Genomic DNA, 24476 nt, shown 5'->3' on the forward strand with positions numbered 1-24476 from the left:
AGGCTTCACCGCTTGCGCGGTGCCAAGTCGAAAGAATCGGCGATTTTAGAGCCTAGGCTCCAAATTCACCCAGGCTTCGTTTTGTGGCCCGTCAAGCCCGCCTTCTCCAGCGTGTGCAAATCACGCCTTCTCCCAGGCCGCCGCGAAGAAGCCGTCGGTCTGGTGGCGATGCGGCCAAAGCCTCAGGCAACCGTCCTGGACCAACTCGGCGGCCCGGGGAACTTGGGGCAAAAGGAGTTCGGCCGCATCGAGGCGTCGAAAACCCGGATGCGCCTGATCAAAGGCTTGCGCCACCCCTTCGTTCTCTGCCTGCAACAGGCTACAGGTTGCATAAACTAGGCGGCCGCCCGGCTTGAGCAAGCGCGCCGCCGATGCCAGGATGGCTTGCTGCCGCTGCACCAGATCCGCCAAAGCCTGGGGCGACTGGCGCCACTTCAGGTCAGGATTGCGCCGCAACGTGCCCATGCCGGAGCATGGCGCGTCCACCAGCACCCGGTCGAGCTTGCCACTCAAGCGCTTGATGCGCTCATCACGCTCGTGGGCGATCTGGATCGGATAGACGTTGGACAAACCGCTGCGCGCCAGGCGGGGCCGTAAAGCCTCCAATCGATGACCCGCGACATCAAAAGCGTAGAGCCGCCCGGTGTTGCGCATGGCCGCGCCCAGGGCCAGGGTCTTGCCGCCGGCGCCAGCACAAAAGTCCGCCACCATCTCGCCACGCTTGGCATCCAGGAGCAAGGCCAAGAGCTGGCTGCCCTCGTCCTGCACTTCGATGGCACCGCTCTTGAATTGCGGCCATTGATTCAACGAAGGGCGCCCCTGCAGCCGCAGACCCCAGGGCGAATAGGGGGTGGCCCCGGCGCCTTGGGGCTTCAGCTCCTCCAGCACGGCATCGCGCTTGAAGTTCAGGGTGTTCACACGCAGGTCCAGCGGCGCGCCCTGCAACAGACTTTCGGCGAGTGCCTCAAACTCAGTCTCACCCAACTGCTCCTGCAGAGGCTGCGCCACCCAGTCCGGCAGGTTATGGCGCAACTTGGCGGGCAGGCTGGAGCGATCGATGCGGGCGCACTTGGCCAGCCAGTCGCGCTCCTCCGATTCGGTTCCTGCCTCCAGCGCGCGCGGCTCACCGGCCCACGCCAGCAGCACCAGACGCCGCTCCATCGGCCCCTTGCCGGACTGCGCCAGATTTTGGTAGAGCAGGCGGCGGCGCAACACGGCGTAGGTGGTTTCGGCCAAGGCGTGGCGCTCACGAGAGCCGAGCTCCCGGTTCTCTCGGAAGAAGGCCGAGACCAGCGCGTCAGCGGGCTGCTCAAAGCGCAGCACACGGGCCAGCAACTGGGCGGCCAAGGGGATCAGTGCTTTGGGGTGCATATCAGGTAAAGAGTTGGGCAGCACCGTCGCGGTGCTGCATCCGGCCGCCCTCTTGGCGGAGTTCGCCAGCCAGGAACCAGGCCAGCGCACGCGGGTACATCTGATGCTCCAGCGAGAGCACGCGCTGCGCCAGTCGGGCCTCATCGTCGCCGGCCAGCACCGGCACCATGGCTTGCGCCAGGATGGGGCCGTGATCAAGCTCGGCCGTGACCAAATGGACAGTCGCTCCGGCCAACTGGCAACCCGCTTCCAACGCCCGGCGATGGGTATGCAGTCCGGGGAAGGCAGGCAGCAGTGAGGGATGGATATTGAGCAGACGGCCGGCGTAATGCTCGGTAAAGCCCGGGGTGAGGATGCGCATGAAGCCCGCCAGCACCACCGCATCGGGTGCGTGGGCATCGATGGCGTCCATCAGCGCCGCATCAAACGCTTCCCGTGTCGGGTAAGCCTTGTGATCCAGTGCGACCGTGGAAATGCCTTGCGCCTTGGCAAAGGCCAAGCCCGCCGCCTCCGGCCGGTTGCTGATGACCGCGGCGACCTCGACATCCCAAGCTTCGCGCCGCGCGGTATGGACGATGGCCTCCATGTTGGAGCCACGCCCGGAAATCAGAATCACCACCTTCTTTTTCATAGGGCGGCAGTGTAGGTGGCCAGTCGAAGGGGCCTCCTAGAATCGCCTCCCCTTTTCGTCCCCGTTCCATGACCGCTCCTGCCCGCGTCGTCTCTGGCATGCGCCCCACCGGCGCCTTGCACCTCGGCCACTATCACGGCGTGCTAAAGACCTGGCTGAACTTGCAGCAGGAGCATGACTGCCTGTTCTTCGTGGCCGATTGGCATGCTCTGACGCAGGAAGACCAGCGGCTTGGAGAAGGCGCGGTCTACGACATGGTGGTGGACTGGCTGGCCGCCGGCATCGACCCGCAGCGCGCCACCCTCTTCATCCAGAGTCGCATGCCCGAGCATGCCGAGCTGTTCACCCTGCTCTCTTTATGGACGCCACTGAGCTGGCTGGAGCGCGTGCCGGGCTTTCGCGAAGTTGCGGATCAGCATCCGAGCTTTGGTCGCCTGGGCTATCCGCTGCTGCAGGCCGCCGACATCCTGGCCTACAAGGCCGATTGGGTCCCGGTCGGTCAGGATCAGGCAGCCCACCTTGAGTTGTGCCGCGAGTTGGCCCGCCGCTTCAACCACAGGGCCGAGCGGACCGTCTTCCCCTTGCCCCAGGCCGTCCTCAGCGACGCGCCGCGCCTGCCCGGCCTGGATGGCCAGAAGATGAGCAAGAGCGCTGGCAACACCATTGCCATGCGCGAAGACCCGGCCAGCACACGCACCAAGGTGTTGCGCATGCCCACCGACCCACAGCGCGTTCACCGACAGGATCCCGGCGATCCCGAACGCTGCCCGGTCTGGCCGCTGCACCAAGTCACCACCCCCCCGGCACAGCAGGCCGATCTGGCGCAAGCCTGCCGCAGCGCCAAAGTGGGCTGCGTGGACTGCAAAGAAGCCCTGCTCGAAGGGCTGCTGCCCCAACAGGCGATCTGGCGTGAGCGCGCAGAGTCGCACTTGGCCGCCCCCAAGCAAGTCCACTGGCTGGTCGAAGTCGGCACTGAGCGAGCCCGAGCGCTGGCGCGCAAGACCCTGCGCGAGGTTCGCGACTGCATGGGACTCACGGCTTAAGCGATGCGGGAAGCCATGACCATGGGCGTGCTGCACATCACCGATCTGGAAGCCGCCATCAACTGGTGGCGCGCCCGCAGCCCCTCGGCCGATGGCATCAGTGCCTGCGCAGAAGTCCGGGCCTTGGCCGAGGTCTACGCGCTGATGGTGTACTACCACGACGCCCAGTGGGAGGAGCAACGCCTGCAGGGCCTGGCCCGCGAGGCCTTTCTGGCCTGGTATGAGCAGACACCCGACTCGCCCTGCATCGCCATTTGCTCCACTGCCCAGGGCGACGCGCAGTGCAAGGGCTGCGGCCGCAGCTTTGCCGAGGTGCGGCACTGGCCCGAGCTGGACCCCTTCCACAAACGAGCGGTCTGGCGCCGCATTCAGCGCGAGGGCACGGCCTGGCGCTTTAACCGCTACGCGGAGCGCAGCCGGGACATGCCAAACGCCCAGGAAGCTGCGCCAGAGGGCGGTCCCGCGTGAGGGCCTTTCTCCAAAGCGGACAGCAACTGCGCGCCATGGCCTGGCCGGTCTTCATCGGTCAGGTGGCGGTACTGGCTTTTTCCACCGTCGACACCTTGATGCTCGGGCGCCTGGGTAGCCAAGCCCTGGCGGCGTTGGCGGTGGGCTCGGCCGCCTATGTCACCGTCTTTGTCGGGCTGATGGGAGTGGTACTGGCCATCGGTCCCATCGCCGGACGCCTGTTCGGTGCCCAGCAGCACGCGGCCGCGGGTGCTCAGCTGCAGCAAGCCCAGTGGCTGGCCCTCCTGCTCGCCCTGCCCGGCATGGCCCTGCTGGCTTGGCCGGAGCCCTTCGTCCGCTTGGCGGGGCTGGAAGGCGCTGTGGCGGCGCAGGTGCGTGCCTACCTGGGTCCGATGGCCCTGGCCCTGCTACCTGCCCTGCTCTTCACCGCTTTTCGCGGCTTCAACACCGCCATCTCGCGCCCCAAGGCGGTGATGGCACTGCAGGTGGGCGCGCTGGCATTGAAGGTGCCGCTCACGGCCTTGTTGGTCTTTGGCGGCGGGCCCATCCCGGGCCTGGGCGCGGCGGGCTGTGGCTGGGCCACGGCCATCGCCATGAGTCTGCAGTGGCTGGCCGCCCACGAGTTGCTGCGCCGCGACCCCTACTACCGCCCCTTCGCTCTGGGTCGCTGGCTGGACAGCCGCCCGCAGCGCGCGGCACTGATGGGCCTGGTCCGCCTGGGCCTGCCCATGGGGGGCTCCATCCTGGTGGAGGTGACGGGCTTCACCTTCATGGCCTTCTTCATTGCCCGTCTGGGCGCCAATGCGGTGGCCGGGCACCAGATCGCGGTGAATCTGGTCTCGATGATGTTCATGCTGCCGCTCGCACTGTCCAGCGCCGCCACGGCACTGGTGGCCCAGGCCCTGGGGGCGCGGGATCTCGCCCTGGCGCAGCGCCTGGGGCGGCATGCGCTGATCTGGGGGCTGCTGGTCGCAGCATTGGCGGGGGGATTGGTGGCATTGCTGCGCGAGCCCATCGTCCGCCTATACACCCACGACACCACGGCCGCCGCGGCCGCCCTGCCCTTGCTGGTCTGGGTGTGGTTCTTTCACATTGGCGACGCCGTGCAAACCGTCTGCGCTGGCGTGCTGCGCGCCCACCATGTGGCCACCTTGCCCATGGTCATCTATGTGCTGGCTTTGTGGGGCGTGGGCATCGGCGGCGGCTACACCCTGGCCTTCGGGCTGCAGGGCACGGCAGCAGGGGCGCTGGGCTTTTGGTGGTCGGCGACCTTTGGCTTGGCCCTGGCCGCTCTGTTGCTGAGTGGACTTCAGCTGTGGGTGGAGCGGCAGCTCATTCGTTCCGCGGCAGACTGAGAACAAACACCGAGCCCCCGCCCTCGCGCGGCAGGCAGCGCACGTGGCCCTGATGGACCTGCGCGATCTGCTGCACCAGGGCCAAGCCCAAACCCACCCCGCCGGCCACTTCTGCGTGTCCGGGCAGGCGGAAGAAGGGCTCAAAAATCCGTTCGCGCAGGGCATCTGGCACGCCAGCGCCACGGTCCTCTACCTCGACCCGCCATTGCCCCGGCGCCTGACGCAGGCACACGCCCTGCTCGGCGCCCCCATAGCGACGCGCGTTCTCCAGCAAATTGCGCAGCGCACGGCGCAACAGGCGTTCATCACCCTGCACGATGGCGCTGCCACAGTCGGAATGCAGAGGGATGCCCGTCTGCGCGGCCTCCTCGGCCAGCAGGCCCAGCAAGTCCACCGGCGCACGCAGCGGCTCGGTGGCCTCCAGACGGGCAGAGAGCAATAACTCTTCGATCAGCGCATCCAATTCGGCCAGATTGCGGGACAGCTCGGCGTCCAGCTTGGCATCGGGCCCCTGAGCATCCCTGAGGGCCAGGGCCATCTTCAAGCGCGCCAATGGCGAACGCAGTTCATGGCTGGCATTGGCCACCAGGCTTTGATGGGCCTGCAGCAACGATGCCACCCGCTGCGCGCTGTCGTTGAAGCTGCGCGCCAAGGCCGCCACTTCATCCCGGCCATCGACCTCGACCCGGTGGGCCAGATCGCCAGCACCGAAGCGTTCCACCCCCTGCTTCAAGGCCTCCAGACGCCGGGTCAGCCGCCGAACCACCGGATAGGCCCCTAAGGCCACGGCCACGAAAAGCAGCACGAACAGCAGGATGAGCGCATGCACGCCCCTTGCGCCCCCCCAGCCCGGCGGAAACGGCAGGACCTGTGCGCCGCGCGCTCGCCAGGGCCGCAGCAACAGAAGCCGCCGGCCATCGCTCAGAGGAAGCACCTGCAATGCGGCAGGCCCGTGCTGATCGAGCAGGCGCTCAAAGCGCCCGGTACTGGCCAGGCGCTGACCTCGCTCATCTTCCAGCGCCAGGGGCAGGCGCAATTGCTGGCTCCATTGCCGCAGGGCCAGGGCCTGCTCGTGGGCCGGTGCATCCGCCGCAGGCAACGCTCGCTGCAGCAGCACGGCCATGGCCTGCAGCCGCTCTTCCTGATTGGTTTCGAACTGCTCGCGCTCGCTTTCCATCTGCCGCTGCGCCAGCCAGCCGCCCACCAGCGCAAAGGCCAGCAACACGGCCACCACCGTGAGATAGATGCGCAGGTAAAGCGACTTCACCCCAGCTCACCATCCTGCTTGCGCGCGAACACATAGCCGGCGCCGCGCACCGTCAGCACGCGCTTGGGCTCCTTGGGGTCGTCCTCGATGGCGGCGCGGATGCGCGAGATGTGCACATCGATGCTGCGGTCGAAAGCCTCCAGCGGATGGCCCTTGAGGGCATCCATGATCTGGTCACGACTCATCACCCGCCCGGCATTGCGGGCCATCACCAGCAGCAACTCGAACTGATGGCTGGTCAGATCGCAGGGCTGGCCGCCCAAGCGTGCAGAGCGCTCGCCCAGATCGATTTCAAGGCGCCCAAAGCGCAAGGTCTCGGCCTGCGTGGGCTGCCCGCGCCGCAGCAGAGCCTTGACACGGGCCAGCAGCTCGCGCGGCTCAAAGGGCTTAGGCAGGTAGTCATCGGCGCCCAGCTCCAGCCCCAGCACCCGATCCAGGGGTTCGCCACGCGCCGACAGCATCAGCACCGGCAAGCCGCGCAGATGCGGCTCCTGGCGCAGCTGGCGGCAGAAGTCCAGGCCATCGCCGTCGGGCAGCATCAGGTCCAGGATCAGCAGATCGGGCAAGGCACTGCGCGCAGCCAAGAGGCTGCGGCCCTGGGTCAGATTGGGGGCCACCTGCACCCGAAAGCCGGCTGCCCCCAAATAGCCCTGCACCATCTCGGCCAGGCGCGCATCGTCATCAACGATCAGCACCTGGCCGGGAGTGCGCCCCATCTCAGGCAGGACGGCCATGGGGACCCTTGCGTTCTTCCTTGCGGTCGTGCATGCGCTCTTTCATACGTTCCTGCATGCTCTCCAGGCGCTTGCCCAGCTTCTGAGTCAATTGAGCCCGCTGCTCGGGGGTCAGAACCCGGGCGGCCTCGATCATGGCGCGGCTCATGCGTTGGCTGCGCGCATCGTGCAGCGCCAACTCCTGTCGACGCAGGGCTTCCACGGCGTTGGCGTCCACATTGGGGGCCGCAAAGGCCGCCAGCATCTGCTTGTGCAGGGCCTGGCCCTGTTCACGCTGGGTCCGCAGTTCCTCATGGGCACTGCGCATGATGTCGCGGATCTGCTGCCGCTGGGCCTCGGTGGCGCCCACGTCATCCAGCGCGTGCATCCACTGGGCCCCCGGCATGCCGCCACGCCCGCCCTCGGCATGCGGCATGGCGAAAACGGCCGGCGCGGCGGCGGAAAGAACCAGGCCAGCAGCCAGGATCAGGGACTTCAGGTTCAGGTGGGTTTGCATGGCATCACTCCAGCGGGTTGGGATGATGTCACTGTGCCCAGCCCGCGTTGCGCGGGCTTGCCCTGAACGTAAAGATGCTTTGCTCTGCGCCAGCGGGATCAGGTGGCACCGTGGAAGCGGCTCTGCCGGACCACTGGTGCCGCCCCCTGGGGGGAAGCGGCCTCTTGGGCCGCTTCGGGGGGTCAAACGATGGGCTTGTAGCGGACGCGCTTGGGACGGGCGCCTTCTTCGCCCAGGCGCTTCTTCTTGTCGGCTTCGTACTCGCTGTAGTTGCCGTCGAAGAAGGTCCACTGGCTCTCGCCCTCGCAGGCCAGGATGTGGGTGCAGATGCGGTCCAGGAACCAGCGGTCGTGCGAGATCACCATGGCCGAGCCGCCGAATTCGAGCAGCGCCTCTTCCAGCGCGCGCAGGGTTTCGACGTCCAGGTCGTTCGACGGTTCGTCCAGCATCAGCACGTTGCCGCCCTCGGCCAGGGTCTTGGCCAGGTGCAAGCGGCCGCGTTCACCACCGGAGAGCTGGCCCACCAGTTTTTGCTGGTCGTTGCCCTTGAAGTTGAAGCGGCCCAGATAGGCGCGGCTGGGCATCACGAACTTGCCGACGATGATGTTGTCCAGTCCGCCGGAGACGTCTTCCCAAACCGTCTTTTCGCCTGCCAGGCTGGCACGACTCTGGTCCACGAAGGCCAGCTTGGCGGTCTTGCCGATCTTGACCGTGCCGCTATCCGGCGTCTCGGTGCCCTGGATCATGCGGAACAGCGTCGACTTGCCGGCGCCGTTCGGGCCAATGATGCCGACGATGGCGCCCGGCGGCACCTTGAAGCTGAGGTTGTCGATCAGCACGCGGTCGCCAAAGCTCTTGGTGACGTTTTCGAACTCGATGACCTCATTGCCCAGGCGCTCGGCCACAGGGATGAAGATCTCGTTGGTTTCGTTGCGACGCTGGTAGTCCACATCGCTCAGCTCTTCGAAGCGGGCCAGACGCGCCTTGCTCTTGGCCTGGCGGCCCTTGGCGTTCGAGCGCACCCACTTCAGTTCTTCCTTCATGGCCTTGGTGCGGGCCTCGTCCTGGCGCTGCTCCTGCTCCAGGCGGGCTTCCTTCTGGTCCAGCCAGTCGGTGTAGTTGCCCTTGTAGGGGATGCCCAAGCCACGGTCGAGTTCCAAAATCCACTCGGCGGCGTTGTCCAGGAAGTAGCGGTCGTGGGTCACGGCCACCACGGTGCCGGGGAAGCGCTGCAGGAATTGCTCCAGCCATTCGACCGACTCGGCGTCCAAGTGGTTGGTGGGTTCGTCCAGCAGCAGCATGTCGGGCTTGGAGAGCAGCAGGCGGCACAGGGCCACGCGGCGCTTCTCACCGCCGGAGAGCACGCCGATCTTGGCGTCCCAGGGCGGCAGGCGCAGGGCGTCGGCGGCCAGCTCCAGCTGCAGATCGGTGTTCTCGCCACCGGCCGCAGCAATGATGGCCTCCAGCTCGGCCTGCTCGGCGGCCAAGGCGTCAAAGTCGGCGTTCTCGTCGGCGTAGGCGGCATAGACCTCGTCGAGGCGCTTCTTGGCGGCCACCACGCCCCCCACGCCCTCCTCCACCGCTTCGCGCACGGTCTGCTCGGCATCGAGCTGGGGCTCCTGGGGCAGGAAACCGATCTTGATGCCCGGCATCGGATAGGCCTCGCCCTCGAACTCCTTGTCCAGGCCGGCCATGATCTTCAGCACCGTCGACTTACCCGCACCATTCAGACCCAACACGCCAATCTTGGCGCCGGGGAAGAAAGACAGGGAGACCTGCTTGAGGATCTGACGCTTGGGGGGCACCGTCTTGGTGACCCGGTTCATAGTAAAGACGTATTGCGCCATGGTTGGGCTCGATCTGGAGTAGTTGGAAGGCGGCTCGGACACCGCGGATTGCGGGCCGGCAAAGCGCGCGATTATCGCGGAGCGCTCCTCAGGGCCGCAGGCGCAGCTCAGACAGCACGGATTCGGGCAAGTTGCCGGCGCTTTCCGGGCGCGGCAGGCTCTCCCAGCGCCGGCACAGGTCGGCCAATTCCTCGGCCGGCATGGGCCGAGCCACAAGGAATCCCTGAATGGCGTGACACCCCACATGGGCCAGCACATCCAACTGGGCCGGCTCTTCCACCCCCTCCGCCACCGTGTCCATGCCAAGCACACCCGCCAACTGCAGGATGGTGCGCACGATGGCGCGCGCATCACTGGTGGTCATCAGCTCGCGGATGAAGGCGCGGTCAATCTTCAATTTATCGAAGGGGAAGCGGCGCAGATAGGCCAGCGAGGAATAGCCGGTGCCGAAGTCGTCGAGCGCAATGCGCACGCCCAGTTCCTTGATGGCGTGCAGGTTCTCGACCGCGCTATTGACGTCCTCCATCAGCAGCGATTCGGTGATCTCCACCTCCAACCACTCGGGGCTGAGCTGGTAGCGGCTCAGGATGCTGCGCAACTCGTTGACGAAGGCGGCCCGCTGCACCTGGGCGGCCGACGCATTCACAGCGATACGCAGGCCCGGCAACACATGCTTGGCATCGCTGCAGGCCTTGGCCAGCACCCAGGCGCCGATGTTGTTGATCAGGCCGGTGTCCTCCGCCACCGGGATGAACTCACCCGGCGACACCGACCCCAGGGTCGGGTGGTTCCAGCGCACCAAGGCCTCGGCACTGCGGATGGTCCAAGTCTGCAGATCCACCTGCGGTTGGTAATGCACCACCAGTTCATTGCGGGCGAGGGCCTCGCGCAGCTCGCGCTCCAGCGTCATGCGGCGACGCTGCGAGGTGCCCAACTCGCTGGTAAAGCATTCCACCCGCCCGCGCCCCGCGGCCTTGGCCGCATAGAGCGCCAAGTCGGCCGAGGCGAGCGCTTCGTCCACGCTGTCGCCGTGATCGGGCAAAAAGGCCACGCCGATGCTCACGCCGGTGGAGAGCGACAGATTCTGAATCTCGTGCGGCAGGCGCAGGGCCGCCACCAAACGCTCCGCAAGCGCCAGGGCTTCGTCATCCGAGCGCAGATCGTCCAGCACGATCGCGAACTCATCACCCCCTAAGCGACCGCACAAATCCGACTTGCGCATATAGGCACGCAGCCGCTTGGCCACCTCCTGCAGCACCGCGTCGCCAACGCTGTGTCCGTGGCTGTCGTTGATGGTCTTGAAGTGGTCCAGGTCCAGGCACAGCAATGCGCTGCGCCGGCTGCCGGGCTCCACCGCCTGCGCGAGTCGATTGCGCACACTGACCCGGTTGGAGAGGCCGGTGAGCGAATCGAAGTGCGCCAGATAGGCCAAATGCTGATGAGACTGACGCTCCGCCGTCACATCGGCAATCACCCCCCGCCATCCACCGGCACGGCCCCGCTCATCGCTGACGGGCTTGGCGGTGATGGACCACCAGCGGATGCCGCTGGCCAGTCGGACCCGCACCACCTGGTCGCGGAAGGGCTCACCGCGGTTCAAGCAGTGCTGCAGTCGCTCGACACCCCGGCTGCCCTCCTGCTGCAGCGACTGCAGGATCTGCACCAAACTCAGCTGCGGCAGTCGCTCGATGGGGCGCTCCAGCAGGGTGGCCAATCGGCGCGAAACCTGCACAAACCGGCCGTGACGGTCGATTTCCCACAGCACATCGGAGCTGCTTTCCTCAAAGTCCCGCAGCAGCAGGCTGACCACCTCACCCTGACGCGCGGCCTCGCGCTCGCTCATCAGACGGCGCGAAAAAAGCTGTGCCGCAGCCAGCACGCCGAGCATCAGCACGGCCGCGAACAGTGCATTCAATGCAGCCAAGTGCAGCGCCAAGGCCAGGCTCGACTTCCACAGCGCCCACTGCGCCCCGAGCAACATCACCACCAAGAAACTCAAGGCTGCTGGTGCCAGCAGGGCCAAACCCACCACCCCGCCCGCCATCATGCAAACCGTGATGAGACCCACAAAAAGTTGCGGCTCGTGTGGCAGGTCGGAGAACCACAGCACAGCCGGCAGGGCCCAGCACAGGCCCAACAACGAAGCCTGGGCAATCGCACCACGCACCATGGCGGCCGGCGCGGCCCGCAACACCCGCCCCCGCTGCCGCCAAGCAGCCAACCAACCGGCCGCGCACACCGCCATCTGAATCACCATCCAGACCAGCAAGGACTCCATCCCCACATACGGGCGCAGCACCTGCGCCATCACCAGGGCCACCACCAGACTGGCGGCCAAGGTCCATGGAGAGAGCCGGATGAGCACGCGCAGGATGCGCGCGCGCATCTGATCCGACTGCGCATCGCACCCGAGGAGCAGCCGGCGCTGATCCTGCAGCCATTGGCGCGCACGGACACGCACTGGGGAACGACGCGAAAATGCCATGACCGCACTCTAGCGGCAGCCGTTCACGCCACAGCCCCAAGTAAAAACCCGCGGCTGGGAGTTTCATCCCCTACACTGCGCCCCGCTCTGGCACCCATGCCGTCTGGTGCAGAGCATGCACAAGGCATCCCTTGACCTTCGCACCGCCGAGACGGCGCCGCTCCCCAATGAGTGGCGAACGGTGCAGCCCGTGCTGAGCACGGACCCCTCCCCTGACATGAACTTCGCTGACCTCGGCCTGGCCGAGCCGATCCTGCGCGCCGTGCGCGAGCAGGGTTACGAGACCCCGACCCCGATTCAACAGCAGGCCATCCCCATGGTCCTGACCGGCGGCGACCTGCTCGCCGGCGCACAAACTGGCACGGGCAAGACCGCCGGCTTCACGCTGCCGATGCTGCATCGCCTGATGGCCACCCACCAGCCGCAGGCCAAGCGCGTAGTTCGCGCCCTGGTGCTGACCCCCACCCGCGAATTGGCCGCCCAGGTGGAAGAGCAAGTGCGCCTCTATGGCAAGCACCTGCCGCTGCAAAGCACGGTGATCTTTGGCGGCGTGGGGCTCGGCCCGCAGATCAGCCGCCTGCGCACCGGCGTTGACATCCTGGTGGCCACCCCCGGCCGCCTGCTGGACATCCACCAGCAACGCCATCTGGACCTGAGCAAGGTCGAGATCCTGGTGCTGGACGAAGCCGACCGCATGCTGGACATGGGCTTCATCCACGACATCAAGAAGGTGCTGGCCCTGCTGCCCAGCACCAAGCAAAGCCTGCTGTTCAGCGCCACCTTCAGCGACGAGATCAAGGCCCTGGCCGATCGCCTGCTCAAGAGCCCCAGCCTGATCGAAGTGGCGCGCCGCAATGCCACCGCCGACACCATCAGCCAGCGCATCTACTGGACCGGCCGCGAGCGCAAGAAGGACCTGCTGGCCGAACTGATCAGCAAGAACGACTGGCACCAGGTGCTGGTGTTCACGCGCATGAAGCACGGCGCCAACCGCCTGGCCGAGTTCCTGAACAAGCAGGACATCAGCGCCATGGCCATCCACGGCAACAAGAGCCAGGGTGCCCGCACCAAGGCCCTGGCCGAGTTCAAGGCCGGCACCCTGCAAGTGCTGGTGGCCACCGACATTGCAGCGCGCGGCATCGACATCGACGAGCTGCCGCATGTCGTGAACTTCGAACTGCCCAATGTGCCCGAGGACTATGTGCACCGCATCGGCCGCACCGGCCGCGCCGGCTGCGAGGGCGAGGCCTTGAGCCTGGTCTGCCCGGACGAAGAGCTGTTCCTCAAGGACATCGAGCGCCTGATCAAACGCAGCCTGCCGCGCGAGACGGTGCCGGGCTTCGAGGTACCCAGCGGCGAGCGCGCCGAGCCGATCCAGATCGGTCGCCAGACCATCGGCGTGCGCGGCGGCGGTGCCGGTCGGGGCGCTCCGCGCCCGGCCGCCCATCCGCCCCGTGGCGGCGCCCCGCGCGGCAATGGTGGCGGTCATGGAGCCGGCAAGCCGGCCGGTGCCGGCCAGGGTCGCCCGCCAGCGCAGGGTCGTCCGCAAGGCCAAGGTCAGAACACCGGACGTCCGGCAGCCGCAAACACCGGCGCCCGCCCGCAGGGCCAAGGCCGTCCTCAAGGTCAAGGCCAAGCCCGGCCGCAAGGTCAGGGCCAAGGGCGTCCGCAAGGTAGTGGTGGTAGTGGTCGCGGCCAGGGTGGCGGTGGCCGTCCGGCCGCGCTGCTGGGCGGTCGCGGCGGCCGCAGCGACTGAGCCTCAGCGCCTCCCAACAAGAACGGACCCTCGGGTCCGTTTTTTTATTGCGGCGAAGGCCCCAGCGCCGCCCGGTAGGCGTGCCAACTGGCGTGGCCCAGCACCGGCGCCACCACCGTCAGGCCGGCGAACCAGGGCAACATGGCCAGCACGATCAGGCCGGTCAGCAGCGCGCCCCAGAGCAGCATCACACCGGGCTGCGTCAGCACCAGGCGCAGACTGGTCAGCGCGGCCGTCACCGCATCGGTCGAGCGGTCCAGCAGCATCGGGATCGAGATCACGCTGATGGAATAAATCAGCCCGGCAAAGATCGCCCCCACCGACAGGTAGGCCACGATGAAGCCCAGGTTCTCGGGATTCACGAGCGCCAGCAGCGAGCCTTTGAAATCCGGCATGCCATCAAAGCTCACGGCAAAAACCACCAGCGCCGCGCGGCCCCAAATCATCTCCAGCACCAGCAGCACCATGCCGAACAGCGCCAGCGGCCCGATGCGCGACTCAAAGGCCAGCAGCGAATCGCCAAAGTCCGGCTGCTCGCCGCGCTCCAGCAACTGGCTGACGCGGTAAAGCCCCAGGCACAGCACCGGCCCCATCAGCAAAAAGCCGGCGGCCAGGGCCAGCAGATAAGCCGGGGCGTTCTCGTACACCTTGAGCAGCGCCCAACCCATCACCATGAAGGCGCTGCCGTAGAACAGCCCAATGAAGGGGGCCCGCAAGAAGTCGCGCAAACCCAGGCGCAGCCAGCGGAAGGGGTCGGCCCATGTCAAACGGGTCAAGGGCAACGAGAAGGCGCCCTCGGACGCTGGACCGGGGGGTGTGGCGGGGGTGTTCGAATCGTCGGGCGGTGCAGCGGCAGTCATGCCGCGATGCTAGAGGCCTTGCTGGTGCTCAAGCCCCCGCATATTCCTCATCGGGGCAAACCACCAGCGGCCAGTCCTGCGCGTGCGCCAGCGCCAGCAGGGCGGCCTTCGATTGGCCGGCCATCCAAGTACGCAATGCGACATGGGTGGCCGGTCGCATCCAGTCGGCCGGCGAGCGCAGCATCAGGCCCGCCGCGGCGGCCAGACGCTGCGCGAAATGGGGCTCCAGGGCCGCCACCGCCACACGGCCATCGGCACAGGCATAGACGGCGTAGCCGGCATGCCCCCCACCCAGCAGCCCCCCCGGGGCCGTCAGGCCCCAACGCAGGGGCTGTGCGGCGAACTCGGCGGCCTCGCCCAGGCTGACGGTCAGACAGCGCGGCCGGCGGCCCTGCGCGCGGCCCAGCGCCGCTTCGAACACCGCCTGCACCGCCATCTGGGCGCCGCCCAGATCGGCCAGCAGGCTGGTGGGCATCTGCAGGCCCTGCACCAGGCCCTGCTCGGCCTGGTAGCAGAGGTCGTGACCGGACTCCTCGGCCCGCACACCCGCCGCCCCCACGATGCGCACCTGCCAAAGCCCCGGGTGTTCGCGCCGCAATGCCGCCCAACTCAGCCCCAGACGCCGCAAGGCGCTGGGGCGAAACGAGGTGAGCAGCACATCGGCTCGCGCCAACTCCCGCGCCAGCGCCCGCTGGCCGGCGGCCGACTTCAGGTCGAGGGCTAGAACCCGGACGCCCCGGTGCAGGGACGCGTAAAGGGCGAGCTGCACCCGCGCCACCAAATCGCCGTCGGGCGGCTCCACCTTGCACGCCTTTGCACCCAGTTGCACACAGCGCTGCAAGGCCAGCGGCGCAGGCAGGTTCAGGCCCAGACTCAGCAGACGCAGGCCGCGCAGCGCCGCCATGGCTTCAGCCGGTGCGGCGGCGGGTCAGCCGCAAGGCCAGCAACGCCACCGCGCTCAGCGCCAGCGCAGCCGGCTCGGGCACGCCCTGGCGGAAGATCAGCGCCTGGTAGCTGAAGCCATTGCCGTCCTCATTGAAGGCATAGCCCACCGCCACCCCGGCGTCATTGATGTCCTGAATATGGGTACCGGTGGCGCCCTGCCAGTTGTAGAGCTGGTAGTCGGAGGGCGTGCCCAGGAAGGCGCGGTCCACACCGGCCTGGCGCACAAAGCCGGCCATCTGCCCACCCGCATTCACGGCGCGGGCCCGGGTGTCCGTTTGGCCGTCCAGATTGAAGAGCTTCAGCACCCCCGCATCAAAGGTGAACGAGGTTCCCACCAAGCGGCCGGTCACGGGATCGCGGTAGCGGGTGGAGCCCAGGACGCGCCCCTGATCATCCACATGGGCCGCGATGGCACCAAAGCCGCGCATCACGTCGGTGAATTGGCCAGTCTGGCGGTCGTAGACCCAGGCCTGAGTCTCACCCCGCAGAAAATCGAGCACCGAGTAGCCACTCAGGTAGCGGCCATTGTCGGAAATACCCCGGACCGAGGTTTCCTCCGCCCCTTCGTACGCCAGCGTTGTGAACTGGCCGTTCTCGAGCACATAGCCTTTTGCAGGCCCCTCAATCAAGTTGCCCAGGCCATCGTCGCGCATGCTGGTCCAATAATTGCCCACTACAGCACCAGCCTCACTCACGCCCATGGCGTGAGTGCCCAGCGCGCCAGCCGGCCCGCCCAGGAACCGCACCGACCCGTTGACGACCTGAAAGCCCTGCCACTGGCCCGCCACTTTGGCCTCACCCACCATCAGCCCTTGGTTGTTGATGCCGCGAAGGTCCAAAGACTGCACGCCGGCAATGTCAAATCGACTGACCTGCATCACCGGCGCGGCAATGGCCGAACCGGTGACGAAGAAGGCCAGCGCGACGCGCCTCAAGCCCTTGCTGAACGAACCCAACACCATCGAAAGCTCCGCCTGAAAAAGGCGCGGATCTTAGTGACATGAACGAAGACCTCGACGACGGGCCAGACGACACCCCCTTGGGCCGGGCCCATCTGCGACTCGACGCGAACCAATTGCCGCATTCCCCTCGCTTCAACGACCGCTATTCCTCCCCCGCCGGCGCGCTGGCACAGGCGCGCGCGGTCTTCCTGGCCGGCAATGAACTGCCCACGCGCTGGCAGGGCCGCGAGTGCTTCGTGGTGTTGGAAACCGGCTTTGGCCTGGGCAACAACTTTCTGGCCACCTGGGCCGCCTGGAAGGCCGACCCCCAGCGCGCCAAGCGCCTCTACTTTCTGAGCCTGGAGCGCTACCCCTTGCAGGCGGCCGAACTGGCCCAGGCGCACTGTCAAAACCCGGCGGGTAGCGAACTGGAAGACCTGGCCCGTCAGCTGATCGCCGCCTGGCCGCCGCTGGCGCCGGGCCTGCACCGCCTGGACTTCGAGGGCGGCGCCCTGACCCTGCTGCTGGCCCTGGGCGATGTGGCCGAGACCCTGCCCGGTTTCCGCGCCGAGGTCGACGCCTTCTTCTTGGACGGCTTTGCCCCCGACCGCAACCCGGCCATGTGGGACGCGCGCACCCTCAAAACGTTGGCCCGGCTGGCCGCCCCGCAAGCCACCGCCGCCACCTGGAGCGTGGCCCGCGCCACGCGCGAGGCCCTGGTCAGGGCCGGCTTTGTGGTGGAAAAGCGGCCCGGCTTTGCCCACAAGGCACAGCAGCTGCAGGCACGCTTCGCCCCCGTCCACACCCCGCCACGCCCCGCCGCGCATGGGGCGCTGGCGCCTGGGGCGCGCCGCGCGCTGGTGCTGGGCGCGGGGCTGGCGGGCGCGGCCTGTGCCCAGGCCTTGCGCCAGGCCGGCCTGGCCGTCACGGTCATTGACCAAGCGGCACAGCCCGCCCAGGGCGCCAGCGGCAACCCGGGCGGGCTCTTCCACGGCAGCGTGCATGCCGATGACGGTCCCCATGCGCGCTGGAACCGCGCCGCTGCCTTGCGCTGCCAGCAGTGGTTGCGGCGCCATCCCCCGCCCTGGCAGCTGCACGGCCTGCTGCGCGGCGCCGCGGGCGAGCAGCCCGAAAAGATGGCTGCCTTGCTGGCCCGCCAGGCCCTGCCGCCCGACTACCTGAGCGCCCTGGACGGCCCCAGTGCCCAGGCCCAGCTGGGCCTGCCCTGGGCCCATCCGGCCTGGCATTACCCGGGCGGTGGCGCCCTGCCCCCGCCGGACTGGGTGCGCACCCTGCTGCAAGGCAGCGAGCTGCGTTTGAACACCCCTGTCGCCGCCCTGCGCCAAGCCGGGCCCGGCTGGCAGCTGCTGGACGCCGAAGGCAGTGTCATCGATGAGACCGAGCTGCTGGTGCTGGCCAATGGCCCTGGGCTGCCGGGGCTGCTAGCGCCACTGTCCGACCAAGGCGCGCTGCTGGCCCAGGCCCTGCGCCCGCAGCGCGGCCAGCTGGCGCTGCTGCCGGCCGGCCATGCCGGCCCGCGCCCGCGTCTGCCCATCGCGGCAGGGGGTTACCTCGTGCCCCTGCCCGATGGTCGCCTGGTGGCGGGCGCTACCAGCCAGTTCGACGACCCCGACCCCAGCCTGCGCAGCGACGACCACACCCACAACCTGGGCGTCTGGCAGCGCCTGTGCGGTGACGTCCAGCCGCCCGCTGAGCGGCAAGGCCGGGTGTCCTGGCGCCTGTTGGCCGACGACAAGCTGCCGCTGGTCGGTGGCCTGCCCAGCGGCGCCCCGCGCTACCAGGCCACCCAGGCCGCCCACTGGCCGCGCCTGCCCGGCCTGGTGATCTGCGCCGCCCTGGCTTCGCGCGGCATCACCTGGGCCGCCTTGGCCGCCGAGCTGGCCACCGCCCAAGCCCTGGGCCTGCCCGCGCCGGTCGAGAACCGCCTGATCGACGCCGTAGATCCCGCGCGCTTTGCGGTGCGAAGGGTCAGGCGGGCGGGGTGAGGGACAGAGAGTCGGAGGGCAGGCAGGTCACACCAACGCTACGCCACTGCGCCCAAAGCTTCTTCGGCCCGAAGTCCGGGCATGGCCGGTTGGATCGCTAACGTTTGCGGTAAGCGGACCAGCCAGCGTAGCTGGCGCAGGTCCGTTTGACCAAAAGGTTATACGTCATCGTCATGCGGCTGGTCGTCCACGACAAACTCGTCAGAGGCCGTTCTTGCAAAGGCCGATCCACAAGGCGCAGACAAAAGGGCAACGATGCCCTGGTCATAGTTCGCGATGGTGTTGACGTCGTAGATCTGCAAGTTATTGGAATCGTCCAAGTACTCCTGGCTCTCATTACCAGACAAGAAGCGCCAGCCGCTGTCAACGTCGTTGTCCGGCTCTTCACGGTACATGAAACCAACCTTCTGCCCGTCGACCGTGATGTGATCGGACGCATAGCATGCGCCGTGTCCGGGAGCGATTTCTCGAATCTCGTCCGCCCGCAAAAGGAACTTCGTGCTCATGCCGAGAACCTTCCGTGAGACGTATAACGAATGAAAGGGACTTCCCCGTCCCGAGCTACCCGCACAGAGCGGGATACGGCAACGAGTGCCACGATGGGGTTGCGAAATCTCATCAACTCACTCTGAAAGGGGAAGTCCATGAGCATTGTGTGCGTTGGCATCGACCTGGCGAAGAATGCTGAGCCCGGACAGGGAATGTCCCGAGGACATTCCCTGCCTGGCGAAGAGCCGGGCCGCTGGCCCGGTGCGGCCTGCAAGGCTTTGCCCTGCATGGGGTGGATGAGGTGGGCAAGCCCGGGCTGCTGCGGCCTGCGGTGCCCCGCGCCACGCTCTTGAAGTCCATTGCAGCGCTGCCGCCTTGCTTGATCGCGATGGAAGCCTGCTCGGGTGCACACCACTGGGCTCGTGCGTTTCAAGCCCTGGGCCACACCGTCAAGCTCATCGCCCCGAAGTTCGTCATCCCGTACCGGTTGTCGGGCAAGCGTGGCAAGAACGATGCGGCCGACGCAGCGGCCATCTGCGAAGCCGCCCAGCGCCCCAGCATGCGCTTCGTGCCCATCAAAAGCCTGGAGCAACAAGGCCAGCTCTGCCTGCACCGGGTGCGTCAAGGCTTCATCGAGCAGCGCACCGCGCTGATCAACCGCATTCGTGGCCTGCTCAGCGAGTTCGGCATCGTCTTGCCCTTGAAGGCCGCCACCGTGCGCCGCCAAGCCTTGCTGCACCTGGAAGACCTGCCCGGTTGGGCCAACCTTGCTGTGGGCGACTGCCTGAGTGAGGTGAGCCGACTGGACGAGCGCATTGCCGAGTACGACCGCCATCTGGCGCAGATCGCGCGCCAGAGCGAGGCCGCGCAGCGCCTGATGCGCCTGTCGGGCATCGGCGCCACCACGGCCACGGCGCTCATGGCCACGATGGGCAACGGCCATGACTTCAAGAGTGGCCGCCAATTCACCGCGTGGCTGGGCCTGACGCCGGGCCAATACAGCTCGGGCGGCAAGACGAGGCTGGGGCGCATCACCAAAGCGGGAGACGCCTATCTGCGCAGCCTCCTGGTGCTGGGCGCCCGCGCCGTGCTGGCGGCGGCCAAGAACAAGAGCGATCCCATCAGCCGCTGGGCCGTGGCCGTAGAAGAGCGGCGCGGCTATTGGAAGGCGGTGGTGGCCATGGCGGCCAAGAACGCCCGCCTGGCCTGGGCCGTGCTGGCCAAGGGCGAGAGCTTCAAGCTGCCAGGGCAAGGCGCAGCAGCTTGACGCTCTGGCTGACCCCGCAAACCCTCTACCAGGAGAGCGCAAAAACTCAATTCTTCCGCCGCGTGACCGGCACGTCGTTGATGAGCAAAGGTTGGACCTGTGCGGGGTGTTTCTGATGAATTCTGGGGAGCGGGCAACCGGCTCCGACTAACGAATGAGAACCCCCGCGCGCGTCTTCACATCAGGGTCCGCAGCACCAACGAGCTGCACGAATGACCGTTTGTAGTAACCCCAGTCCGCGATTGCTCAAACCTCAACGTCGAAACCCGAAAACGCGCCGGATCAAAGACCGCAATTCCCCTTGATGAATGGCTGCGCCATTCATCAGGGCTGGATATTGCTTGCAATCAGCGGGGAAGCCCTTGTAGTTTGAATTCAGCGGACAAGCCAGCATAGCTGGCGCAGGTCCGCTGCAATGAAGGGTTAAAGCGCAAGAGGCTCACCAAAACTTCCACCATGGACGGTCGACTGCCTTACTGTTCGCTCCAGTCACTTCTGCATGCTTAGAGGCAAATTCAATCATTCCAGGGATTGCCGTGAAAAGGCCGAGTACAGAATCACCGTCTTGATTGGCGAGTTGCTTCTCGACCTTGCTAAACGGAAACACTGATAAGCCCTCATTGATCTTGACCTGCCAGCCGTGCACTGGATCTTGAACCCACTTGCCGCCATATGTCTGGCGAATGCACTCCCCCAGGAATGAACCTAAGGTATTCGGGAGTTTTTCTTTTACATCTGGGCTGGCGCGCTCTCGCTGACCGTCTATGTATTTGTCGAGCCAGCGCACTCCGACTTCGTTGTATTGAACAGCTGTATCAAGCTGCTCCGCCGCCACCTTGCGAACCAGTTCGGCGTTGGCGAGGATATGTTGCTCCATTGAATGCGCTTTAACGTAAAGTTAACCGGCGGCGCGCTTTTGCGCCGTCCGGGTTGAACGCAGGGTTAGACACTCAACGGCCCGTATTCTCACAGTCAATTTGCTTGAGGACAAACTCTGTAGAGTCATGCACCTTTACCGAAACAGTTGTTTTGTCGCGCTTAGCCACAATTGATAAACGCACATTAAGATACCGATCACCATATTTGAGGTAATAGAACCCAGAAACACCTGCAAAGCGGATTCTTGCACCAAGGCGTGTGGTTCTTAGGAACGTCCCGTATGCGCCGTCTCGATTCGGAAAGTCTAAATAATTAATCCATTTCTTTCTTGGCAAAAAAAGGATGCTCTCAACGAATACCTCACCGTCATCCAAAGTTCCTTCTTTAGCAACAAAACAAAATTCATAGCTTGGAGGATACCGATCATTCGAGTTGTAATTGATTGAAGCTAGCCCTGTGTGCTCACAGGCATAATGATCTCCATATGCGTTTCTATACGTTCTTAAGATTGCGGGATCGTAATAAAAGGAACTGCTTGTTGGGCGCAAAAGTTTCTTACTTAGCCCTTCAAGTCCCAGTTCCTTAATATCTAAAATATTTCCGAATTGATTTAATACTCGGACAAAGTCTGCATTCTGTTCATATGAGGCACTCGGGGCCGAGAAATTACATGCGCGTGCTTCAGTGCCATTAGCCAACGTAGTAAAACTGGTTGTGGCAATTAGTGCCAATAGTGCATGAAGAAGTCTCGCCGAGTGCATATGTCTAACGTTTGAATTCAGCGGACAAGCCAGCGCAGCTGACGCAGGTCCGCTGCAATGAAAGGTTATGCATCTTTCAAGACAAAGTGGGCTTGAAGGCTGACAGTGGATTTCTTCGTGTTGAACTCGATTGAGCCAAGTGACTTGTAGAAATTTTCGAGAAGTTCCTGCTGCACATTTCCTTGAAAAGACATTTTGAAGTTTGGCTTTCCGGATTTCGCGAGCTCAATTTGAAGCAGTATTTCTCCGGCCTCCTTGTGGTGGGCGGCATGCTGAGCAAGTACTTCATGGATGTATCCAATCAGTTTTGCAAGCTCTTTGGCCGTAGTATTCATCTCGAAATCAGACTGACTACTAAGCAGTCGTATTCCGGAGTTAACTACTCTTCCCTTCTTGTTGTCGACACCATTCGCAGGAACGTAGGTCTTCCAATCGGCGATATATACAGCGCCATCAACCGGGTTTCGGTAGGGTTCAGCTGCGTTCACTGGCCCGAGTGCCAATGCCATGACGAACAAAATTGGAAGGCTCTTCATGTGGCGCTTAGATGCATAACGTTGGAGTTCAGCCGACCGGACGGCGCAGCCGGCCAGGGTCGGCTGCAACGACAGGTTAGACGTCTTCACCGCACAAGCTCCATGTCCTGTGGGTCAAGTGCTAGCGAATGCGAAGTGGATTGGCCTTCTCCTTCGTGCCACCACTTTTCGACCCACGCGCGACCCCATTGATCCACTTCGTAGACCTCTAGTACTTCGCCGAGCATCGATTGAATACGCGGCACTTCTTCCCGCTCAGTATTTACGAATACTTCTGGATCGATTGTGAGCACGCGCACAAACGATCCAACGCCGACAGATCGGCCGCTTCGATCCAGCGTAGTAATTGAGACGCTCTCGCTCATGACGTCTAACGTGTTATGGACCGCGGTCCGAAGTAGCTACATCTAGCCACTTGTTGATGAATACCGTCAAAAGTTGATAGATACGAATGCTGCATCTATCAACTTTCTTCGACGATCCGGCTGCCCAGCTTCATCCGCAGGGCCTCGCGTTTGGAGATGCGCCAGAGCTTGGCTGCGGGGTCCCAGCGGGCGCCGGCGGCGCGAGCTGCGGCTTGCAGATCGCGCTCCAGCACACCAATGCGCAAGCCCACCTCGCGGGTGGCGCGGGCGGCCACCGGGGCGCTGTCCACCAAAAGCTCCACGGTGGTGTAGCGCGTGGCGCCGTCGGCACTCAGGCGATGACGCACACACAGCAGGTCGGCGCCAAAGCGCTGCGCCCACTTGAGCGCGCCCCGGCTGGTGGGGCCGAGCTTGCGCGCCACCCGGGCGTGGGCGGCGGCGTGGCTGACTTGGCTGGCTGAAATTCGCGACGCTGGGGTTTGCATGGCCGCCTCCCGGCTCGGCTGGTCTGGGCTGCCACTCCTCTGCCGGGAGCTATCAGGCAACGTTTGAACGGCGGCAGTCTAGCGGCGTCCTTTGGCTCAGCGGCTCACCTGGGGCGCGCCTGGCGGCTCACCTGCAGGCCGAGCTTCAGCTGCGCAGCCAGTCGCGGAACTCCGCCCAGCTGTATTGCGTCTGCGCCGCCAGCAGCCCGGCCGGGCCGTAGACCGGGCTCAGGCCGTAGCGCCGCCACAGCGCGTCCAAGGGCTGAGCGCCGACCAGGGCCTCGGCCAGCAACTCGCCGGCCGCCGTGGTGGGCGCCACGCCATGGCCGCCAAAGCTCTGGGCATACCAAAGCCCGGGCGCCAACTCGCCCAGCTGCGGCATCTGGTGGCGGGCATAGCTCATCAGGCCGCCCCAGGCGAAGTCGACGCGCACATCCCGCAGCTGCGGATAGACCTTGAGCAGGTCAGCGCGCAGCAGCTCGGCAATGCGCTGCGGTTCGCGCTCCAGGATGGAAATACGCCCGCCCCAGAGCAGGCGGCCATCTTGGAGCTTGCGGTAGTAGTCGAAGGCAAAGCGGGTGTCATAGATCGCCGCCGGGGTGCGCACGGGCTGGAGGTTCTCCGGCAAGGGCTCGGTCACCATCACATAGGTGGCGATGGGCAGGCGCGCACCACTCAGGGCCGGCAACAGGCCACGCTGCAAGTAGCCACCACCGGCCACCACCAGGCGCTGGCAATGCAGCGTGCCACCGCCCTGCACATTCAGTCGCCAGCCGGAACCTTCGCGCATCACGGCCTGCACCGCGCTGTGCTCAAACACCGCCCCGCCCTCGCGCTGAATGGCCGCCGCCAGGCCCCGGGCGTACTTCAGCGGGTGAAAGTGAAAGGCATCGCGCTCCAGCAAGGCCGCGCCGTAGCGCTCGGTCTCCAGCCACTGGCGCACCTGCTCGGGCGCGATCTCATCCCACTGCACGCCAAAGTGGTCGCGCAGCAGGCTGGCTTCAGCCCGCAAGGCCTTCAGGCTGGCCGGGCTGCGAAACCAGTCCACCCACAGTGCGCCGCCCTCGATGCGTTCGCAGTCGATCTGCAGCTCGTCGATGCGGCGCCGAATCGTGCGCACCGCGTCCCTGCTCAGGGCATACAGCGTGCGGGCCCGTGCGGGTCCCAGGTCCGCCAGCAAGGCGGCCGGCCCCCGGCTGAAGCCGCCGAACACAAAGCCGCCATTGCGGCCCGACGCCCCATGGCCCACCTGCTGGGCCTCCAGCAGCACCGGGTTCTTGAAGCCGCGCTCCTGCAGCGCACGCGCTGTGGCCAGGCCGGCAAAGCCGCCACCCAGGATGGCGACGTCCACATCCAGCGTGCGCCCGCCCAGGGGCTCAAAGACCTGCGGCGTGGCGCTGGCCTGGTACCAAGTCTGTTCTAAATCCATGCCGACATGATGCCCTGGGCCCTCTTTAGAATCCGCGCCCTTTGCCCCTCGCACACGTCC

Annotated in this window: 23 protein-coding genes; 6 read left to right on the forward strand and 17 right to left on the reverse strand. The window is 65.7% G+C overall.

Annotated features, from left to right (window positions below):
- Nucleotides 1–120: 120 nt before the first annotated feature.
- Together FF090_RS11080 and purN are read right to left on the reverse strand one after the other, a co-directional pair.
- Nucleotides 121–1371: an RsmB/NOP family class I SAM-dependent RNA methyltransferase gene (locus FF090_RS11080; RefSeq protein ID WP_138856784.1), complete on the reverse strand. Its 1251-nt coding sequence runs from the start codon at nt 1369–1371 to the stop codon at nt 121–123.
- A gap of 1 nt (nt 1372) precedes the next feature.
- The gene (gene purN, locus FF090_RS11085) at nt 1373–2002 is read right to left on the reverse strand and encodes a phosphoribosylglycinamide formyltransferase (RefSeq protein WP_138856785.1); all 630 of its coding nucleotides are present in this window, start codon (nt 2000–2002) and stop codon (nt 1373–1375) included.
- Nucleotides 2003–2070: 68 nt separating this feature from the next.
- On the opposite strand from purN, the gene trpS reads away from it, so the two are divergent.
- From trpS to FF090_RS11100, 3 genes are read left to right on the forward strand one after another with little or no spacing between them, the layout of a single operon-like run.
- The gene (gene trpS, locus FF090_RS11090) at nt 2071–3045 is read left to right on the forward strand and encodes a tryptophan--tRNA ligase (RefSeq protein WP_138856786.1); all 975 of its coding nucleotides are present in this window, start codon (nt 2071–2073) and stop codon (nt 3043–3045) included.
- Nucleotides 3046–3066: 21 nt separating this feature from the next.
- Nucleotides 3067–3513 carry a DUF3717 domain-containing protein gene (locus FF090_RS11095; RefSeq protein ID WP_138858358.1) on the forward strand — a complete coding sequence of 149 codons (447 nt, stop codon included), beginning with the start codon at nt 3067–3069 and terminating at the stop codon, nt 3511–3513.
- Nucleotides 3510–4868, forward strand: a complete 1359-nt coding sequence (locus FF090_RS11100) for an MATE family efflux transporter (protein ID WP_246071388.1) — start codon at nt 3510–3512, stop codon at nt 4866–4868. Before FF090_RS11095 ends, FF090_RS11100 begins: the two co-directional genes overlap by 4 nt.
- On the opposite strand, the gene FF090_RS11105 is transcribed toward FF090_RS11100, so the two are convergent.
- From FF090_RS11105 to FF090_RS11125, 5 genes are all read right to left on the reverse strand, one after another.
- Nucleotides 4846–6135 carry an ATP-binding protein gene (locus FF090_RS11105; RefSeq protein ID WP_138856787.1) on the reverse strand — a complete coding sequence of 430 codons (1290 nt, stop codon included), beginning with the start codon at nt 6133–6135 and terminating at the stop codon, nt 4846–4848. The genes FF090_RS11100 and FF090_RS11105 overlap by 23 nt on opposite strands.
- Nucleotides 6132–6869 (reverse strand): response regulator, encoded by a 738-nt coding sequence (locus FF090_RS11110; RefSeq protein ID WP_310732970.1) that lies wholly within the window; start codon nt 6867–6869, stop codon nt 6132–6134. Before FF090_RS11110 ends, FF090_RS11105 begins: the two co-directional genes overlap by 4 nt.
- On the reverse strand, nt 6853–7365 hold the full coding sequence (locus tag FF090_RS11115; RefSeq protein ID WP_138856788.1) for a Spy/CpxP family protein refolding chaperone: 513 nt from the start codon (nt 7363–7365) through the stop codon (nt 6853–6855). Before FF090_RS11115 ends, FF090_RS11110 begins: the two co-directional genes overlap by 17 nt.
- Nucleotides 7366–7547: 182 nt before the next feature.
- Nucleotides 7548–9212, reverse strand: coding sequence for an energy-dependent translational throttle protein EttA (ettA, locus tag FF090_RS11120; protein WP_138856789.1), 1665 nt, complete (start codon nt 9210–9212; stop codon nt 7548–7550).
- Nucleotides 9213–9300: 88 nt separating this feature from the next.
- Nucleotides 9301–11697: a putative bifunctional diguanylate cyclase/phosphodiesterase gene (locus FF090_RS11125; RefSeq protein ID WP_138856790.1), complete on the reverse strand. Its 2397-nt coding sequence runs from the start codon at nt 11695–11697 to the stop codon at nt 9301–9303.
- Between the two features lie 217 nt (nt 11698–11914).
- On the opposite strand from FF090_RS11125, the gene FF090_RS11130 reads away from it, so the two are divergent.
- Nucleotides 11915–13453 (forward strand): DEAD/DEAH box helicase, encoded by a 1539-nt coding sequence (locus tag FF090_RS11130; RefSeq protein ID WP_138856791.1) that lies wholly within the window; start codon nt 11915–11917, stop codon nt 13451–13453.
- Nucleotides 13454–13497: 44 nt separating this feature from the next.
- On the opposite strand, the gene FF090_RS11135 is transcribed toward FF090_RS11130, so the two are convergent.
- The 3 genes from FF090_RS11135 to FF090_RS11145 are packed head-to-tail and all read right to left on the reverse strand — an operon-like array spanning nt 13498 to nt 16220.
- Complete coding sequence (locus FF090_RS11135) at nt 13498–14313, reverse strand: DUF2189 domain-containing protein (RefSeq protein WP_138856792.1); 816 nt, start codon at nt 14311–14313, stop codon at nt 13498–13500.
- Nucleotides 14314–14341: 28 nt separating this feature from the next.
- Nucleotides 14342–15217, reverse strand: coding sequence for a CoA transferase (locus tag FF090_RS11140; protein ID WP_138856793.1), 876 nt, complete (start codon nt 15215–15217; stop codon nt 14342–14344).
- 4 nt (nt 15218–15221) lie between these two features.
- Nucleotides 15222–16220, reverse strand: coding sequence for a hypothetical protein (locus tag FF090_RS11145; RefSeq protein WP_138856794.1), 999 nt, complete (start codon nt 16218–16220; stop codon nt 15222–15224).
- Nucleotides 16221–16258: 38 nt separating this feature from the next.
- Between FF090_RS11145 and mnmC the strand changes: the two genes are divergently transcribed.
- On the forward strand, nt 16259–18205 hold the full coding sequence (gene mnmC, locus FF090_RS11150) for a bifunctional tRNA (5-methylaminomethyl-2-thiouridine)(34)-methyltransferase MnmC2/FAD-dependent 5-carboxymethylaminomethyl-2-thiouridine(34) oxidoreductase MnmC1 (RefSeq protein ID WP_138856795.1): 1947 nt from the start codon (nt 16259–16261) through the stop codon (nt 18203–18205).
- Nucleotides 18206–18363: 158 nt separating this feature from the next.
- Here mnmC and FF090_RS11155 read toward each other — a convergent pair whose 3' ends face one another.
- On the reverse strand, nt 18364–18711 hold the full coding sequence (locus FF090_RS11155; protein ID WP_138856796.1) for a DUF2185 domain-containing protein: 348 nt from the start codon (nt 18709–18711) through the stop codon (nt 18364–18366).
- Between the two features lie 236 nt (nt 18712–18947).
- On the opposite strand from FF090_RS11155, the gene FF090_RS11160 reads away from it, so the two are divergent.
- Nucleotides 18948–19961 carry an IS110 family RNA-guided transposase gene (locus FF090_RS11160; protein WP_138856797.1) on the forward strand — a complete coding sequence of 338 codons (1014 nt, stop codon included), beginning with the start codon at nt 18948–18950 and terminating at the stop codon, nt 19959–19961.
- A 439-nt stretch (nt 19962–20400) separates the two neighbouring features.
- On the opposite strand, the gene FF090_RS11165 is transcribed toward FF090_RS11160, so the two are convergent.
- From FF090_RS11165 to FF090_RS11190, 6 genes are all read right to left on the reverse strand, one after another.
- Entirely contained in the window at nt 20401–20838 is a 438-nt protein-coding gene (locus FF090_RS11165) for a hypothetical protein (RefSeq protein WP_138856798.1), read from the reverse strand.
- A 73-nt stretch (nt 20839–20911) separates the two neighbouring features.
- Nucleotides 20912–21571, reverse strand: a complete 660-nt coding sequence (locus FF090_RS11170; RefSeq protein WP_138856799.1) for a hypothetical protein — start codon at nt 21569–21571, stop codon at nt 20912–20914.
- A 95-nt stretch (nt 21572–21666) separates the two neighbouring features.
- Nucleotides 21667–22227: a hypothetical protein gene (locus FF090_RS11175; protein ID WP_138856800.1), complete on the reverse strand. Its 561-nt coding sequence runs from the start codon at nt 22225–22227 to the stop codon at nt 21667–21669.
- A complete protein-coding gene (locus FF090_RS11180; RefSeq protein WP_138855494.1) occupies nt 22224–22502 on the reverse strand; it encodes a hypothetical protein in 279 nt (92 codons plus the stop codon). Before FF090_RS11180 ends, FF090_RS11175 begins: the two co-directional genes overlap by 4 nt.
- 98 nt (nt 22503–22600) lie before the next feature.
- On the reverse strand, nt 22601–22987 hold the full coding sequence (locus FF090_RS11185; protein WP_138856801.1) for a hypothetical protein: 387 nt from the start codon (nt 22985–22987) through the stop codon (nt 22601–22603).
- 145 nt (nt 22988–23132) lie between these two features.
- Entirely contained in the window at nt 23133–24416 is a 1284-nt protein-coding gene (locus tag FF090_RS11190) for an NAD(P)/FAD-dependent oxidoreductase (protein ID WP_138856802.1), read from the reverse strand.
- Nucleotides 24417–24476: the final 60 nt, after the last annotated feature.

The sequence above is a fragment of the Inhella inkyongensis genome (genome assembly GCF_005952805.1).
GTDB lineage: Bacteria > Pseudomonadota > Gammaproteobacteria > Burkholderiales > Burkholderiaceae_C > Inhella > Inhella inkyongensis.